Consider the following 15421-nt stretch of genomic DNA (forward strand, 5'->3'; position numbering starts at 1 on the left):
GGAAACTAGCAGTGATAATTTAAAGCAGAACCGAGGTGCGCCGTGAATCTTGAGCTGTCCGAGGAGCAGGCCGCGGTCCGCGCGCTCGCCGCCGGGTTCACCGAGCGCGAGATCACGCCGCACGCGGCCGCGTGGGACCGGGCGGAGAGCGTGGACCGGGGCATCGTCGAGAAGCTGGGCGCCGTGGGATTCCTCGGACTGACCATTCCCGAGGAGTACGGCGGTTCCGGCGGCGACCACCTGGCGTACTGCCTGGTCACCGAGGAGCTGGGGCGCGGTGACTCCTCGGTGCGCGGGATCGTCTCCGTCTCGCTCGGGCTCGTGGCGAAGTCCGTCGCCCACTGGGGCACGGAGGAGCAGAAGCGCGACTGGCTGCCCCGGCTGACCTCCGGCGAGGCGGTGGGCTGCTTCGGGCTGACCGAGCCCGGCACCGGCTCGGACGCCGGCAACCTGACCACGCGTGCCCGGCGCGACGGCGGCGACTATGTGATCAACGGCGCCAAGATGTTCATCACGAACGGCACCTGGGCGGACGTCGTCCTGCTCTTCGCCCGCACCAACGACACCCCCGGCCACAAGGGCGTCAGCGCCTTCCTCGTGCCCGCCGGCAGCCCCGGCCTGACCCGGCGCGAGGTGCACGGGAAGCTCGGCCTGCGCGGCCAGGCCACGGCGGAGCTGGCGCTGGGGGACGTGCGCGTGCCGGCCTCGGCGATGCTCGGGCCCGAGGGGAAGGGCTTCTCCGTGGCGATGTCCGCCCTGGCCAAGGGCCGTATGTCGGTGGCCGCCGGATGCGTGGGCATCGCGCAGGCGGCGCTGGACGCGGCCGTGGGCTACGCCAAGGAGCGCGAGCAGTTCGGCAGGCCGATCGCCGCGCACCAGCTGGTGCAGGAGCTGCTCGCGGACATCGCCCTGGACGTCGACGCCGCGCGGCTGCTGACCTGGCGGGTCGCCGACCTCGTCGACCGGGGCCTGCCCTTCGCGGCGGAGTCGTCCAAGGCGAAGCTCTTCGCCAGCGAGGCGGCGGTGCGCTGCGCCAACAACGCGCTGCAGGTCTTCGGCGGCTACGGCTACATCGACGAGTACCCCGTGGGGAAGCTGCTGCGGGACGCCCGGGTGATGACCCTGTACGAGGGCACGAGCCAGATCCAGAAGCTGCTGATCGGCCGGGAGCTGACGGGGGTCTCGGCCTTCTGACGGGGCCGCCCGGCACCGACCGACCGCTCGGTATCTAAGCGCTTGCTCAGCGCCCATGTAGGGTGTCCGCCATGGACGTGGAGGCGGAGCAGTCGGAGCGGACCGAGGCGTGGAGCGGCATCACCCCTGATGCCGCCCGGCGGCTGGTGATCGCCGCGGTCGAGGCGTTCGCGGAGCGCGGCTACCACGCCACGACCACGCGCGACATCGCCGGCCGGGCGGGCATGAGCCCCGCGGCTCTGTACATCCACTACAAGACCAAGGAAGAGCTGCTCTACCAGATCAGCGTCGTCGGGCACCGGCTCTCCCTCGGGCTGCTCCAGGACGCCGCGAACGGCGACGGCGGCCCGGCCGACCGGCTCGCCGCGGCCGTGCGCTCCTTCGTCCGCTGGCACGCCGAGCACCACACCACGGGCCGTGTGGTGCAGTACGAGCTCGGCGCGCTCGGCCCCGAGCACTACACCGAGGTGGTGGAGCTGCGCCGGGAGAGCGAGGCCGCGGTCCGCTCGGTGATCCACGACGGCGTGCGGGCCGGGGAGTTCGACGTGCCGGACGTGCCGGGGACCACCGTCGCGCTGCTGTCGCTCTGCATCGACGTGGCCCGCTGGTTCAACCCCGACGGGCGCCGGACGCCGGACGCGATCGGCGCGCTGTACGCCGATCTCGCCCTGCGCATGGTCGGGTACGCGCCCCGTCAGAGGTAGAAGCGGACGACCGTCTCGGCCACGCACACCGGCTTGTCGGCGCCCTCGCGCTCCACGGTGATCGCCACGACGAGCTGGGCGCCGCCGGGCACCTCGCTCACCTCGGCGATCCGGCCGGTGGCCCGCAGGCGGGAGCCGACGGGCACGGGGGAGGGGAAACGGACCTTGTTCACCCCGTAGTTGACGCCCATCTTCACGCCCTCGACCCGCAGCAGCTCCGGGGTGAAGGACGGGATCAGCGACAGCGTCAGGTAGCCGTGCGCGATGGTGGTGCCGAAGGGGCCCTGGGCAGCCTTCCCCGGATCGACGTGGATCCACTGGTGGTCCCCGGTGGCGTCCGCGAACAGGTCGATCCGCTTCTGGTCGACCTCCAGCCAGCCGGTCGTGCCGAGGTCCTCCCCGATGGCGTCCTTCAGCTCGCCGACCGAGGTGAAGATCCTGGGCTGTGCCATGTCATGCCTCCCGTGCTGTCCAAGCGCTTGCTCAGCATGGTGTCCGCGGCGGACCCCTGTCAACGCCCCGCACCCGGCGCGTATCAACGGCCGCTCGTCCGGTTTGTGACTATCTTTCATCTCCGTATGTCCCTGTTCGCGCCGGTGGAGGAGACGGAAGTGGCCGAGGCCCCCACGGAGACCAGCCCGTCCGACTGGCACACGGTGGAGGTCCGGCACGGCGGCGGCACCCCCTCCCCGGCCGCCGCCCGCACCGCTCTGCTGCGCCCCTCGACCTGGCCCCAGACCTGGTTCGCGCTCGCCGTCTACTGGCTCGCCAGCCGCGTCGTCATGCTGGCCCTGCTGCGCAGCGGGCAGGGCGACATCGCCCGGGAGGTGCACTTCCTCTACCACCACTGGAGCGAGGGCTTCACGCACGGCACCTTCCCCGTCGGCGACGTGACCTGGCAGTACCCGCCCGGCGCCGCGCTGGTGATGCTCGCCCCGGTGCTGCTGCCCGGGCTCAGCTACTTCCAGGGCTTCGTCCTGCTGTCGCTCGCCGCCGACGCCGTCGTCCTGCTCCTCCTGCTGAGGGCCGGAACCGGCCGGCCCGGCCGCAGCACCGCCGGCGCGTGGCTGTGGGCGCTCGCCCTGCCGCTGCTGATGCACCTGCCCTACGCCCGGTACGACCTGATGGTCACCGTCGTCGCCGTCGGGGCGCTGCTCGCGCTGCCCGCGCGCCCGCGGCTCGGCGGCGCGCTCGCCGGGATCGCCGCCCTGATCAAGCTCTGGCCCGTACTGACCGTGCTCGGCACCCCGCGCGGCCGGACCACCCGGCAGACCTGGACCGCGCTCGCGCTGTCCGCGGGCGGGCTGCTGCTGGTGCTGTGCACCGCCTTCCGCGGCGCCCTGGGCTTCCTGTCCGCGCAGCACCACCGCGGCGTCGAGATCGAGTCCCTCGGCGGCACCTTCCTGCACGTCGCCGAGATGTTCGGCTGGCCGGGGCGGGTGGTCGCGCACTACGGCTCGCTGGAGTTCACCGGCCCCTACGTTTCCGAGATCACCACCGCCTCCCTGCTGCTCACCGGGATCTGCCTGCTGTGGCTGCTGATCTGGCGCATGAAGGCGGCCCGTTGGACCCCGGCCACGCCGTACGACGCCGCGCTGGCCGCCGTGCTCCTGTTCACCGTCACCAGCCGGGTGATCAGCCCCCAGTACCTGGTGTGGCTGATCGGCCTCGGCGCGGTCTGCCTGACCATGCGGCAGACCACCCAGCGGCCGGTCGCCGCGCTGGTGCTGCTCGCCACCGCCGTCACCACGGTCGACTACCCGCTGTTCTTCACGGACGTCATGGCCGCCACCTGGCAGGGCACCGCCGTCGTCGCCGTCCGCAACGCGCTGCTGGTCGCCGCGGCGCTCGTCTCCTGCGTCCGGTTGTGGCGCACGAGCGTCCCGCGCCGCAAGTAGAGTCGGGGCGTGGCGAGGATCCCCGGCGAGCACCGTGAACTGACCGTCGGCCAGCTGAGCGGGCGCAGCGGCGCCGCTGTCTCGGCACTGCGCTACTACGAGGCGCAGGGTCTGATCCGCAGCCGCCGCACCCCCGGCAACCAGCGCCGCTACACCCGCGACACCCTGCGCCGTGTCGCCTTCATCCGGGCCTCCCAGCGGGTCGGCATGCCGCTCGCCGCGATCCGCGAGGCACTGGACGGCCTCCCCGAGGGCCGCACCCCGGACCGGTCCGACTGGTCCCGGCTCTCCGCGGGATGGCGGGCCGAACTCGACGCCCGCATCGACCGGCTCACCGCGCTGCGGGACAGTCTCGACGACTGCATCGGCTGCGGCTGCCTCTCCCTGGACCGCTGCGCCCTGTCCAACCCCGGCGACGCGCTCGGCGACCAGGGGCCCGGCGCGCGGCGGCTGCTCGGCACGGAGCCGCCGCGCCCCGCAACCGCTACCAGATCTCCGGCCTGCGGCCGGCCCACGGACGGGCCGCCTCCAGCTGCGCCGACAGCGAGATGAGGGTCGCCTCGTCCCCGTAGCGGCCGCCGAACATCACGCCGATCGGCAGCCCCTCCTCCGTCCAGTGCAGCGGCACGTTCACGGCCGGCTGCCCGGTGGCGTTGAAGATCGGCGTGAACGGCGTGTAACCGGCCAGCCCCGCGAACTCCGCCGCCGGGTCCGCGTCGTTCCGCAGACCCGCGCTCCCCACGAACGCCGGGGGCCGCGCCAGCGTCGGCGTCAGCACGACGTCGTACGAGGAGAGCAGGGCGTCGGCGATGAGCTGCCCCAGTGCCCGGAACGCGTACAGCGACGCGGCGAAGTCGGGGCCGCTCACCTTGCTCCCCTCGGCGCGCAGGTGCCGGGTGAGCGGCATCAGCAGCTCCTCCTGCTCCGGCGCCACCGGGTAGACGGTGGCCATCACGCCCCACACCCGGGTGAAGGCGTGCAGGATCGCGTCGTCCACGGGCAGCTCGATCTCGTCCACCTGGTGGCCCAGCCCGCGCAGCAGCCCGGCGGCGCCGTCGTACGCGGCACGGCAGTCCGGGTGCAGCTCGACCCCGGGAACGGGGGGCTGGGGCAGCCCGACCACGCGCAGTGTCCCCGGATCGCGGCCGACGTACGAGGAGAAGGACTCGCCCTGCGGCAGCGAGGGCGCGCTGTACGGGTCGCCCGGCATCGGGCCCGCCAGGACGTCGAGCAGGGCCGCCGCGTCCGCGACCGTACGGGCGATCGGCCCGCTGCCGCTCAGGCCGCTCACATCGTGCTGAACCGGGCCCGCGCTGACCCTTCCCCGGCTGGGCTTGATGCCGAACAGGCCGCACACGGACGAGGGGATGCGGATCGAGCCGCCGCCGTCGCTGCCCTGGGCAAGGGGGGCGAGCCCCCCGGCGACCGCGGCCGCGGCCCCGCCGCTGGAGCCGCCGGCGGAACGCTCCAGGTCCCACGGGGTGCGGGCCGGCGGGGCCAGCCTGTTCTCGGTGTAGCAGGGCAACCCGAACTCCGGGGTGTTGGTCTTGCCCAGCAGCACCGTGCCGGCCGCGCGCAGCTTGGCGGCGACGTGGTCGTCGACGTCCGGCACGTGGTCGGCGTACGCCTGCGAGCCCAGGGTGCAGCGCACGCCGGCGACGAAGTTGAGGTCCTTGACCGGCACCGGGACGCCGTGCAGCGGCGACAGGCGCGGCCGGCGGTCGTCGCGCCGGGCCGCGAGCGCCTCCGACTCGGCGTCGGCGGCCTGCTTGCGGGCGATCTCCGGGGTGACGGTGATGAACGCCCCGAGGGTGTCGTTGTGCCGGTCGACGCGGTCCAGATAGTGCTCGGCGAGTTCCGTCGGGGAGACCTCCCCGGCCCTGATCGCCTTCCCCTGCTCCAGCGCCGTCAGATCGTGCAGCTCCGCCATGGCCGGTCCCGTCCCCTTCGCGCGAGGGTGTGCGTTGCGTGGGGTGCATCGTCGCACCGGGGGCAGGGGGGTGTCATTACCGCTGGGTAGTACGTGGGTCTGACCGGGGTCGGTTGTCGCGACCGGTGGGGCGTGCGGGTACGTTGCGCCCGCGGTCCGGGGTGCCGCCGGTTGTCGTGTGCGGGTTGTTCGCGCCTGCGGGCGGCTGCGCCGGGCTGCCCGGTGGGTGCCCCTTGCGGCCGGTCGCTCGTGTTCGGGATGTCCGCCACAGGCGCAAAACAACCCGCACACAACAACGCGCCGCAACCACAACGCACCCGCACCCGCCACGCGGCCCCCCACGGGCTCACCCCGAAGGGACAAGCGCCCCCCGCGCCCCCGCCAACGCGGACTCGCAAAGCACCGGCACCGGCACCACGATCCCGCACCGCCCGCACACGGGCCCCGCCCCGGGGTAGTGGTTGAGCCCGTTCCGCCACCGCAGGCGTTCCTCGCCGCAGACCGGGCACCCCGCCCCGGGCCCCGCGTCGATCGCCGCGATGAGGCGCCGCAGCACGTCCGCCAGCCGGTCGTCCGGGTGGACGCGGGGGTCCTCGCACCAGGCGACGCCGTTGCCGCCCCAGGTGCGCCGGTGCCAGTCGTCGAGGGCGCCGGGCTGCCGGATGCCGTAGAACTTCTCCTCTTTGCGGCGGGCCGCGAACTCCCGCTCGTAGGTGAGCCAGACCGCCCGCGCCTCCTCCAGTTCCGCGAGGGCCGTGACGAGCCGGACCGGGTCCGGCTCGCGGTCGTCGGGCGCGATCCCCGCGCCGGTGCACAGGTGGTCCCAGGTCGCGCGGTGCCCGTAGGGCGCGAAGCGTTCGAGGCACCTGCGCAGGTAGGTGCGGCGCTGGGTGGGGGAGCGCCGGGGATCGCGCACCTGTCTGGCGAGGCTCCGGAATCCGGCCATGGTGTGCCACCTCCGTCGTCGGTGTCGCATCGCTCTCGAATGGACGTAACGGACGGCGTTCCGGATCCATCCCCGGGGCGGCGAGTTCCAGCCGGGATGGCGTAGCTGAAACGTGACGCATGTTCACCTTACTCGGCGGTCATATCTCGAAGTAACCTGCGTCACACCGCGCTTCGGGAGGAGTGGTCATGCGATCGAGATTTGGCAGGTTCAGAACAAAAATAAGGACGGCCGCCGCGGCGGCCGTCCTCGCGCTGGGGGCGAGCCTCGTCGCGCCGCTGCCCATGGCGGCGCACGCCGCCCCCGTCACCGACTACTGCCAGGGACGGTGCTCGGACATCCTGCCGCCGGGCGAGAACGGCAACGCCACCCTCGCCCAGATCCTGCTGAACCAGATCTTCGGTACCCAGCCGGAACACGCGGAGGACCAGCTCGGGCCGTACGCGAACCTGGCCGGCGGGTACCAGAACCTCACCGACGCCACGATCAACAACTTCTTCAACGACGCCTCCTTCGGGGTCCCGGCCGGACAGGTCGCCTCGACGACCTCCCCCCGCAGCGACGTGACGATCACCCGGGACAGGAAGACCGGCGTGCCGCACATCTCCGGCACCACCCGGTACGGGACGGAGTTCGGCGCCGGGTACGCCGCGGCGCAGGATCGGCTGTGGCTGATGGATCTGTTCCGGCACGTGGGGCGCGGCCAGTTGACCTCGTTCGCCGGCGGCGCCCCCGCCAACCAGGGTCTGGAGCAGGAGTTCTGGCGCGCCGCGCCGTACACCGAGGAGGACCTGCAGGCCCAGATCGACTGGATCGCCACGCAGAACGGGGAGCGCGGCCGGCAGGCGCTGGCCGACGTCAACGCCTACGTCGACGGGATCAACGCCTACATCGCGGCCTCCGACAGCGGCCGCTACTTCCCCGGTGAGTACGTGCTGACCGGCCACAAGGACGCCATCACCAACGCCGGCACCATCGAGCGGTTCAAGTCCACCGACCTGATCGCCCTGGCGTCCGTGATCGGCGCGCTGTTCGGGACCGGGGGCGGCGGCGAGGTGACCAACGCCCTGTCCCTGCTGGCCGCCCAGCAGAAGTACGGCGTCACCGAGGGCACCCGGGTCTGGGAGTCCTTCCGCGAGCGCGACGACCCCGAGGCGGTCCTGACCGTCCACGACGGTGAGAGCTTCCCCTACGCGGTCCGGCCGGAGAACCCGCGGGGGCTGGCACTGCCCGACGCCGGGAGCGTGACGGTGGAGCCGCTGGTCCACGACCGCACCGGCAGCGCCGGCACCGCGAAGGCGTCCGCGGCCTCGAAGAGCGCCACCACGAGCGCGCTCTCCGCGAACACCCGGGGCATGTCCAACGCCCTGCTGGTGAGCGGCGCGCACACCGCGAGCGGCCACCCGATCGCCGTCTTCGGCCCGCAGACCGGCTACTTCGCGCCACAGCTGCTCATGCTCCAGGAGATCCAGGGCCCCGGGATCAGTGCCCGCGGCGCCTCCTTCGCCGGCCTGAGCATGTACGTGGAGCTGGGCCGCGGCCAGGACTACGCGTGGAGCGCGACCACCTCGGCCCAGGACATCACCGACACCTACACGGTGGAGCTGTGCCAGGACGACGTGCACTACCTCTACCGCGGCACCTGCACGGCCATGGAGAAGCTGGAGCGCAGCAACTCCTGGAAGCCCACCACCGCGGACGGCACCGCCGCCGGCTCCTACCGGATGCAGATCCACCGCACCAAGTACGGCCCGGTGACGCACCGGGCGACGGTCGGCGGCAAGAAGGTCGCCTACGTGGCGCTGCGCAGCTCCTACATGCACGAGGCCGACTCGGTCGTCGGCTTCCAGATGCTCAACGACCCGGCCGCCGTCAACGACGCGGCCTCGTTCCAGCGGGCGGTCCAGCACATCAACTACACCTTCAACTGGTTCTACGCCGACTCCCGGGAGGCCGCCTACTTCAACAGCGGCGCCAACCCGGTGCGTGCCGCCGACGTCGACCCCACCTTCCCGGTGCGGGCCGAGCCCGCCTACGAGTGGAGCGGCTTCGACCCCGCCCACAACACCGCCGACTACACGCCCGCCTCGGAGCACCCGCAGTCCGTCGGCCAGGACTACTACGTGTCCTGGAACAACCGGCAGGCGAAGGAGTACGACGCGGCCGGGTTCGGCAACGGCTCGGTGCACCGCGGCAACCTCCTGGACGACCGGGTGAAGAAGCTGGTCGCGGCGGGCGGTGTCACACGGGCCCAGCTCACCGGGGCGATGGCCGACGCGGCGCTGACCGACCTGCGCGGCGAGGACGTCCTGCCCGACCTGCTCAAGGTGCTGCGCAGCGGTACGGTCTCCGACCCCGCGGTGTCCGCGGCCGTCACCAAGCTCTCCGACTGGGTCACCGCCGGTGCCAAGCGCCGGGAGACCTCGCCGGGTTCGCACACCTACGCCGACGCCGACGCGGTGCGGATCATGGACGCGTGGTGGCCGCTGCTGGTCAGGGCCCAGTTCGAACCGGGCCTGGGCAGCGAGCTGTACGGGGCGCTGACCACCAACCTCACGGTGGACGAGGCGCCGTCGGCCGCACACGGCCCGACCGGCTCGCACGCCGGCAGCGCCTTCCAGTACGGCTGGTGGTCCTATGTCGACAAGGACATACGGGCGGTGCTCGGCGAACCCGTGCGGGGCGGCCTCGCCCGCACCTACTGCGGCGGCGGAGACCTCGCGGCCTGCCGGGACGTGCTGACCGGCACCCTCAAGCAGGCCGCCGCGAGGACCGCCGCCCAGGTGTACCCGGGTGACGAGAACTGCTCGGCCGGCGACCAGTGGTGCGCCGACACGGTCATCCACCGCACCCTCGGCGGCATCAAGCACGGCAAGATCAGCTGGCAGAACCGCCCGACCTACCAGCAGGTCGTGGAGTTCCCCGCCCACCGCTGACCCGTCGTGCACGGCCCGCGCGGGCCGGCGACCGGCCCACGGCCTCAGGTCAGGAGCCGGCCCGCGCGCAACACGATCCGCGCCAGTTCGGGGTGGCAGATGTCGCTGTGCGCCCCGGAGGGCGGCCCCCCGCGGGCCACCACGGCCGAGGCGTCCACGCTCACGCACCCGGCCCGGGGGAACGCCCCGCGCAGCGCCTCGGCCAGCGGCATGTCCATCGTGTCGTCGACCGCCTTGATGCCGTCGTGGCCGGTGGCCCCCCAGCGGTCGCCGAGGTCCGGTCCAAAGCCGCGGTCGTCGCCCGCCAGCCGGGAGGCGATCGGGTACATCGTGCCGAGCGCCGTGTCGTGGCGGGAGTAGCAGGACACCACTGGGCCCGCGACCTTGAGCCGGGCGCTCCCCAACGCGCCGCCGTGTCCTCCGTCGTGGGGCAGCCGGGACGCGAACGCGTAGTGCGAGAAGGCGCCCTGGAGCAGGGTCACCGACTTCACGGCACGTACCCCGTCGGGCAGTCCGCGCAGCGCGTAGGAGACCAGCCGGCCGCCGAAGCTGTGCCCGACCAGGTGGACGGAGAGCGAGGGGTGGGCGCGGGCGAGCCCGCCGAGGAGGGGGCCGAGCCCCCTCTCGCCGACCGCGCCGGCCCGCCGCTTCATCGCGTAGTACGTCGCCTGGCGCAGCATCTCCTTGGCGCCGTTCCACAGCCGTGTCCAGCCGCCGCCCGCCGGCGGCAGCCCTGTGCCGCCCTCCAGTGCCGCCGCGTACTCCTCGCAGGCGGCCACGGGGTCGCCGCACAGGACGGCCGGTTCCGCCCCCGGCGCCGAGTCCGAGGTGTCGTCCGCGCACAGCCCGGCCACGGCCTCCGGCGGTACCCCGGTCAGCCGCCGCACCAGCGCGGCGAACTCCGCGAACGGCTCCTCGCCGTCAGGGCGTTCCTCCAGCAGCCCGGCGATCCGCCGGATGTCGTCCTCGTGCCCGGGGAAGACCGCCACGAGCGCGTCACGGGTGACCGCGTCGAGCGCCGGCTCGGGCCGCAGCGGCTCCGGGCCGGGCAGCAGCGTCCCGACGTCGGGGATGGGCTCGTCCGAGAAGCGCATGGAGGGCCACAGCACCCCCGCGTAGCCCATGACCGTGCCGGGCCGGGCGCGCCCGGCGAGCAGTCCGGGGACGGGGGCGAGGAAACGGTCGTACAGGGCGGTCGCGCCGGAGCGGTCGCTGTTCCAGCCGTGGGAGAAGACCAGCAGGTCGGTGACGCCCCTGGCGCCGACGCCCGCCGTGAGCCGGTCGCGCTGCGCCAGGTCGGGGTCGCCGTCCGCGTCGAAGGTGATCTCCCAGTACGGCTCGACACTCATCCCCGGCATGACCGTCCCCCTGGTTCTCCCGGACCGATGCCGTCGCATCATCCCAATCCGCCGCGCATGCGGCCATACACCGCGCGGGGGGAATTCCGCCGCCTCCCCGGCGTGCCCTTCCCAAGCCCTGACCGACTGCTTAGTATGCCGACGGGAGCCCGTTCCGAGCCGAAGGAGACGCGATGGAAGCGCTGCGCGATGCCCGGGTGGTCGTCACCGGTGCCGGAGGCGGGATCGGGGCGGCGCTGGCCCGGAGATTCGCGGCGCAGGGCGCGCGTGTCGTCGTCAACGACCTGGACGAGGGCGCCGCCAAGACCGTCGCCGACGAGATCGGGGGCATCTGCGTCCCGGGCGACGCCTCGGCGGTCGTCGAGCCGGCCCGCGCGGCACTCGGCGGGGGAGTCGACGTGTTCTGCGCCAACGCCGGCATCGGCGCCATGGCCGGGGCCGAGGCCGAGGACGCCGTCTGGGAGCGGGTCTGGGACGTCAACGTCATGGCGCATGTGCGCGCCGCCCGCGCGCTGCTCCCGGAGTGGCTGGAGCGCGGCGAGGGCCGCTTCGTCGCCACCGTCTCCGCCGCCGGGCTGCTGACCATGGTCGGCGACGCCCCGTACTCGGTCACCAAGCACGGCGCCCTGGCCTTCGCCGAGTGGCTCGCCGTCACCTACCGCCACCGGGGCGTGCGCGTGCACGCCGTCTGCCCGGAGGGCGTGCGCACCGGCATGCTGCGCGCGGCCGGGCCCGCGGGCGACCTCGTGCTCGCCCCCGACGCCATCGAGCCGGAGGACGTCGCCGAGGCCGTGTTCCAGGGCATCGCCGACGAGCGCTTCCTGATCCTGCCGCACCCCGGGACGGGCGCCTACTACGCCGCCCGCGCCGGGGACACCGAACGATGGATCGGCGGCATGAACCGGGTGCAGCGGAAGCTGGAGGAGGCGTCCGGCGCGTGAGCCCGTACGAGAGCGAACCGTGGCTGCGGCACTTCGACGAGGAGCTGCAGACCCTCCCCGACCCGCCGGTCACGCTCCTGCACGCGTTCCGCGAGGTCGTCGCCCGGGTCCCCGACCGCACCGCGCTCGCGTACTTCGACGGCCGCGTGGTCTACCGCGAGCTCGACGAGATGTCCGACGGGCTCGCCCGGTACCTCGCCGCCCGCGGCTTCGCGCGCGGCGACCGGCTGGCGATCGTCCTGCAGAACGTGCCGCAGTTCGCGGTCGCGCTGCTCGGCGCCTGGAAGGCCGGCGGCACGGTCGTGCCGGTCAACCCCATGTACAAGGAGCGCGAACTCGCCCACGTGCTGGAGGACGCCGGGGTCACCGCCCTCGTCTGCTCCGACCGGGCCTGGGACGCGCACATCCGCGCCACCGCGGCCGGCTCGCCGGTGCGGATCCCGCTGACTACCAGTGAACTCGACCTGCAGACCAGGGATGACGAGCGCGTGCTGCCCGGGCGGCGCACCCCGTCCGAGGACGCGGACGACCTGCTGGCCGCCGCCAGGGAGGGCACCCCCGGCCCGCCGCCGCCCGATCCCGGCCTGACCGCCGACGACATCGCGCTGATCAGCTACACCTCGGGCACCAGCGGCGTTCCCAAGGGTGCGATGAACACCCACGGCAACATCAGCTACAACGCCGACCGGCAGCGCGCGCACAGCGTCCTGCCCGACGGCGCCACGCTCTTCGCGCTCGCCCCGCTGTTCCACATCACCGGCATGGTCTGCCAGCTGGCCGCCGGCATCGTCGCGGGCTCCACCGTCGCGCTCGCGTACCGCTTCGAGCCGGGCGTCGTCCTCGACGCCCTACGCGAGCACCGCCCGGCGTACATGGTCGGCCCCTCGACCGCCTACATGGCGCTCATGGCCCGGCCGGACGCCACAGCCGAGGACTTCTCCTCCTTCCGTCTGCTCTACTCCGGCGGCGCGCCCGTGCCGCCCGCGCTGGTCGCCGCCTTCCGCGAGCGCTTCGGCCACTACCTGCGCAACGGCTACGGCCTCACCGAGTGCACCGCGCCCTGCGCCGCCGTGCCCGCCGGGCTGGAGGCTCCGGTCGACCCCGTCTCCGGGACGCTCTCGGTCGGCGTCCCCGGCCCCGGCACGATGGTGCGCATCGTGGACGACAAGGGCGCCGATGTGCCCTTCGGCGAGCACGGCGAGATCGCCGTCCGCGGACCCATGGTGGTGCCCGGCTACTGGAACCGGCCCGAGGCCACCGAGGAGGCGCTGCCCGGCGGCGAACTGCGCACCGGGGACATCGGCTTCATGGACGAGGAGGGCTGGCTCTACGTCGTCGACCGCAAGAAGGACATGATCAACGCGTCCGGCTTCAAGGTGTGGCCGCGCGAGGTCGAGGACGTCCTGTACACGCACCCCGCGGTGCTCGAGGCCGCCGTGGTTGGGGTCCCCGACGCCTACCGGGGGGAGTCGGTGAAGGCCTACGTCAGCCTCCGGCCGGGGGCCGCGGCGCAGCCGTCCGAGCTGATCGGGCACTGCAGGGAACGCCTCGCGGCGTACAAGTACCCGCGCGAGATCGAGATCCTGCCCGAACTGCCGAAGACGCCCACCGGCAAGATCCTCCGCAGGGAGCTGCGCGCACGGCGGGATTGAGTCACATACCGGTCGGTATGCTGTCGGGGCGCACCGGTACGGAGAGAGGGCAGGCCATGGCACGGAGCACCACCCCACCCAAGGCGACCGCGGCCGCGGTACCCCAGCGGCTGCTCGCCGAGGCCACCCGCCTCTTCGCCGAGCGCGGATACGACCGGACGTCGGTGCAGGAGATCGTCGAGGCCGCCGGCGTCACCAAGGGCGCGCTCTACCACTACTTCGGCAGCAAGGACGACCTCCTGCACGAGATCTACGGGCGCGTGCTGCGGCTGCAGATGCAGCGCCTGGAGGCGATCGCCGGCAAGGAGGCGACGCCGGTGGCGGAGCGCCTGGTCGAGGCCGCCGCCGACGTCGTCGTCACCAGCATCGGCAACCTCGACGACACCAAGATCTTCTTCCGGTCGATGCACCAGCTCAGCCCGGAGAAGCAGAAGGCGGTGCGGGCCGACCGCCGCCGCTACCACGAGAAGTTCCGCGCACTGGTCGAGGAGGGGCAGCGCGAGGGCGTGTTCCGGCAGGAGGTCCGGCCGGATCTCGTCGTCGACTTCTTCTTCGGCGCCGTCCACCACCTCGGCACCTGGTACCGGGAGGACGGGCCGCTGTCCGCCGGCCAGGTCGCCGCCGACTTCGCAGACATGCTGCTGCACTCCGTGCGGCAGCCCTGAACCGAACCGGGAGCAGACCGCATGAAGGCATGGCGAGTGCACGAGAACGGGGAGCCGCGCGCGGCGATGCGCATGGACGAGGTCCCCGACCCGCAGCCGGGCCCCGGCGAACTGCTCCTGAAGGTCCGCGCCGCGAACGTCAACTTCCCCGACGCGCTGCTCTGCCGCGGGCACTACCAGGTGCGGCCGCCCCTGCCGTTCACCCCGGGTGTCGAGTTCTGCGGCGAGGTCGTCGCGGTCGGCGAAGGGGTCGCCGGGCACGCGGCGGGCGACCGCGTCATCACCCCGGCGGCGCTGCCCGGCGGCGCCTTCGCCGAACTCGCCGTCGTCCCCGCCGCGGGCGTGTTTCCCGCCCCTCCCGCGCTGGACGACGCCGAGGCCGCGGCCCTCCACATCGGCTACCAGACCGGCTGGTTCGGGCTGCACCGGCGGGCGGGGCTCAGCGAGGGCGAGACCCTGCTCGTGCACGCCGCGGCGGGCGGTGTCGGCAGCGCGGCCGTCCAGCTCGGCAAGGCGGCGGGCGCCACGGTGATCGGCGTCGTCGGCGGGCCCGACAAGGCGAAGACGGCGCGGGAGCTCGGCGCCGACGTCGTCGTCGACCGGACCTGCGAGGACTTCGTGGCCGTCGTCAAGGAGGCCACCGGCGGACGCGGCGCCGACGTCGTGTACGACCCGGTGGGCGGCGACGCCTACACCCGGTCGACCAAGTGCACAGCCTTCGAGGGCCGCATCCTGGTCGTCGGCTTCACCAGCGGCACGATCCCCAGCCCCGGCCTCAACCACGCCCTGGTCAAGAACTACTCCGTCGTCGGCCTGCACTGGGGCCTGTACAACACCCACGACCCCGCCGCCGTGCGCCGCTGCCACGACGAGCTCACCCGCCTCGCCGCGGAGGGCGCGATCAGGCCCCTCGTCAGTGAGCGCGTTCCGCTGGAGGGCGCCGCCGACGCCGTCCAGCGGGTCGCCGACGGCACGACGACCGGCCGCCTGGTGGTCGTGCCCGGCTGACCGCCTACGGGCTCCACGCGGTGGAGGGCGGGCCGTCGCACCGCGGTGGCCCCACGGGGTGCGCGCCCGGACGCCGCGGGCCGCGGCGGCGCCCCCGCCCGCCGGAGCGGTCGTGGAAGGGGCGCCGCCCGGGTGGCCCCCGGCCCGCCCGGTGCCTTCGGCGGATCCCGCCCCTCCCGGCCCGCGTCC

13 protein-coding genes are annotated in these 15421 nt (G+C 73.4%); 9 read left to right on the forward strand and 4 right to left on the reverse strand.

Annotation, left to right across the window (positions count from 1 at the left end; all coding sequences use genetic code 11):
- Nucleotides 1-42 precede the first annotated feature (42 nt).
- Together B085_RS0112900 and B085_RS0112905 are read left to right on the forward strand one after the other, a co-directional pair.
- A complete protein-coding gene (locus tag B085_RS0112900; RefSeq protein WP_018558980.1) occupies nt 43-1194 on the forward strand; it encodes an acyl-CoA dehydrogenase family protein in 1152 nt (383 codons plus the stop codon).
- Nucleotides 1195-1265: 71 nt separating this feature from the next.
- Entirely contained in the window at nt 1266-1898 is a 633-nt protein-coding gene (locus B085_RS0112905; RefSeq protein ID WP_018558981.1) for a TetR/AcrR family transcriptional regulator, read from the forward strand.
- On the opposite strand, the gene B085_RS0112910 is transcribed toward B085_RS0112905, so the two are convergent.
- Nucleotides 1889-2350, reverse strand: a complete 462-nt coding sequence (locus tag B085_RS0112910; RefSeq protein WP_018558982.1) for a MaoC family dehydratase — start codon at nt 2348-2350, stop codon at nt 1889-1891. The genes B085_RS0112905 and B085_RS0112910 overlap by 10 nt on opposite strands.
- A 126-nt stretch (nt 2351-2476) precedes the next feature.
- Between B085_RS0112910 and B085_RS0112915 the strand changes: the two genes are divergently transcribed.
- A complete protein-coding gene (locus tag B085_RS0112915; protein WP_018558983.1) occupies nt 2477-3796 on the forward strand; it encodes a glycosyltransferase family 87 protein in 1320 nt (439 codons plus the stop codon).
- 9 nt (nt 3797-3805) lie between these two features.
- Nucleotides 3806-4348: a redox-sensitive transcriptional activator SoxR gene (gene soxR / locus B085_RS0112920; RefSeq protein ID WP_018558984.1), complete on the forward strand. Its 543-nt coding sequence runs from the start codon at nt 3806-3808 to the stop codon at nt 4346-4348.
- On the opposite strand, the gene B085_RS0112925 is transcribed toward soxR, so the two are convergent.
- Both B085_RS0112925 and B085_RS0112930 read right to left on the reverse strand, forming a co-directional pair.
- On the reverse strand, nt 4281-5726 hold the full coding sequence (locus B085_RS0112925) for an amidase (RefSeq protein WP_018558985.1): 1446 nt from the start codon (nt 5724-5726) through the stop codon (nt 4281-4283). The genes soxR and B085_RS0112925 overlap by 68 nt on opposite strands.
- A gap of 346 nt (nt 5727-6072) precedes the next feature.
- A complete protein-coding gene (locus B085_RS0112930; protein WP_018558986.1) occupies nt 6073-6672 on the reverse strand; it encodes a hypothetical protein in 600 nt (199 codons plus the stop codon).
- Between the two features lie 188 nt (nt 6673-6860).
- On the opposite strand from B085_RS0112930, the gene B085_RS0112935 reads away from it, so the two are divergent.
- Nucleotides 6861-9608 carry a penicillin acylase family protein gene (locus B085_RS0112935; RefSeq protein WP_106434923.1) on the forward strand — a complete coding sequence of 916 codons (2748 nt, stop codon included), beginning with the start codon at nt 6861-6863 and terminating at the stop codon, nt 9606-9608.
- A 44-nt stretch (nt 9609-9652) separates the two neighbouring features.
- Here the strand turns inward: B085_RS0112935 and B085_RS0112940 are convergent, their stop codons facing one another.
- The gene (locus tag B085_RS0112940; protein WP_018558988.1) at nt 9653-10957 is read right to left on the reverse strand and encodes a hypothetical protein; all 1305 of its coding nucleotides are present in this window, start codon (nt 10955-10957) and stop codon (nt 9653-9655) included.
- 182 nt (nt 10958-11139) lie between these two features.
- On the opposite strand from B085_RS0112940, the gene B085_RS0112945 reads away from it, so the two are divergent.
- From B085_RS0112945 to B085_RS0112960, 4 genes are read left to right on the forward strand one after another with little or no spacing between them, the layout of a single operon-like run.
- A complete protein-coding gene (locus tag B085_RS0112945) occupies nt 11140-11907 on the forward strand; it encodes an SDR family oxidoreductase (protein WP_018558989.1) in 768 nt (255 codons plus the stop codon).
- Complete coding sequence (locus B085_RS0112950) at nt 11904-13559, forward strand: AMP-binding protein (protein WP_018558990.1); 1656 nt, start codon at nt 11904-11906, stop codon at nt 13557-13559. Before B085_RS0112945 ends, B085_RS0112950 begins: the two co-directional genes overlap by 4 nt.
- Before the next feature lie 56 nt (nt 13560-13615).
- Nucleotides 13616-14224: a TetR/AcrR family transcriptional regulator gene (locus tag B085_RS0112955; protein ID WP_018558991.1), complete on the forward strand. Its 609-nt coding sequence runs from the start codon at nt 13616-13618 to the stop codon at nt 14222-14224.
- A gap of 21 nt (nt 14225-14245) precedes the next feature.
- On the forward strand, nt 14246-15232 hold the full coding sequence (locus B085_RS0112960) for an NADPH:quinone oxidoreductase family protein (RefSeq protein ID WP_026250988.1): 987 nt from the start codon (nt 14246-14248) through the stop codon (nt 15230-15232).
- The last annotated feature ends 189 nt before the right edge of the window (nt 15233-15421 follow it).

Origin of the sequence: Streptomyces sp. BoleA5 (assembly GCF_000373665.1) — a bacterium.
GTDB lineage: Bacteria > Actinomycetota > Actinomycetes > Streptomycetales > Streptomycetaceae > Actinacidiphila.

What these genes read in the sequence shown, in the direction of transcription:
- B085_RS0112945 (WP_018558989.1), top strand. Translation starts at nt 11,140, where the DNA reads ATGGAAGCGCTGCGCGATGCCCGGGTGGTCGTCACCGGTGCCGGAGGC.
- B085_RS0112930 (WP_018558986.1), bottom strand. Translation starts at nt 6,672, where the DNA reads ATGGCCGGATTCCGGAGCCTCGCCAGACAGGTGCGCGATCCCCGGCGC.
- B085_RS0112955 (WP_018558991.1), top strand. Translation starts at nt 13,616, where the DNA reads ATGGCACGGAGCACCACCCCACCCAAGGCGACCGCGGCCGCGGTACCC.
- B085_RS0112915 (WP_018558983.1), top strand. Translation starts at nt 2,477, where the DNA reads ATGTCCCTGTTCGCGCCGGTGGAGGAGACGGAAGTGGCCGAGGCCCCC.
- B085_RS0112940 (WP_018558988.1), bottom strand. Translation starts at nt 10,957, where the DNA reads ATGAGTGTCGAGCCGTACTGGGAGATCACCTTCGACGCGGACGGCGAC.
- B085_RS0112910 (WP_018558982.1), bottom strand. Translation starts at nt 2,350, where the DNA reads ATGGCACAGCCCAGGATCTTCACCTCGGTCGGCGAGCTGAAGGACGCC.
- B085_RS0112905 (WP_018558981.1), top strand. Translation starts at nt 1,266, where the DNA reads ATGGACGTGGAGGCGGAGCAGTCGGAGCGGACCGAGGCGTGGAGCGGC.
- B085_RS0112935 (WP_106434923.1), top strand. Translation starts at nt 6,861, where the DNA reads ATGCGATCGAGATTTGGCAGGTTCAGAACAAAAATAAGGACGGCCGCC.
- B085_RS0112925 (WP_018558985.1), bottom strand. Translation starts at nt 5,726, where the DNA reads ATGGCGGAGCTGCACGATCTGACGGCGCTGGAGCAGGGGAAGGCGATC.
- B085_RS0112960 (WP_026250988.1), top strand. Translation starts at nt 14,246, where the DNA reads ATGAAGGCATGGCGAGTGCACGAGAACGGGGAGCCGCGCGCGGCGATG.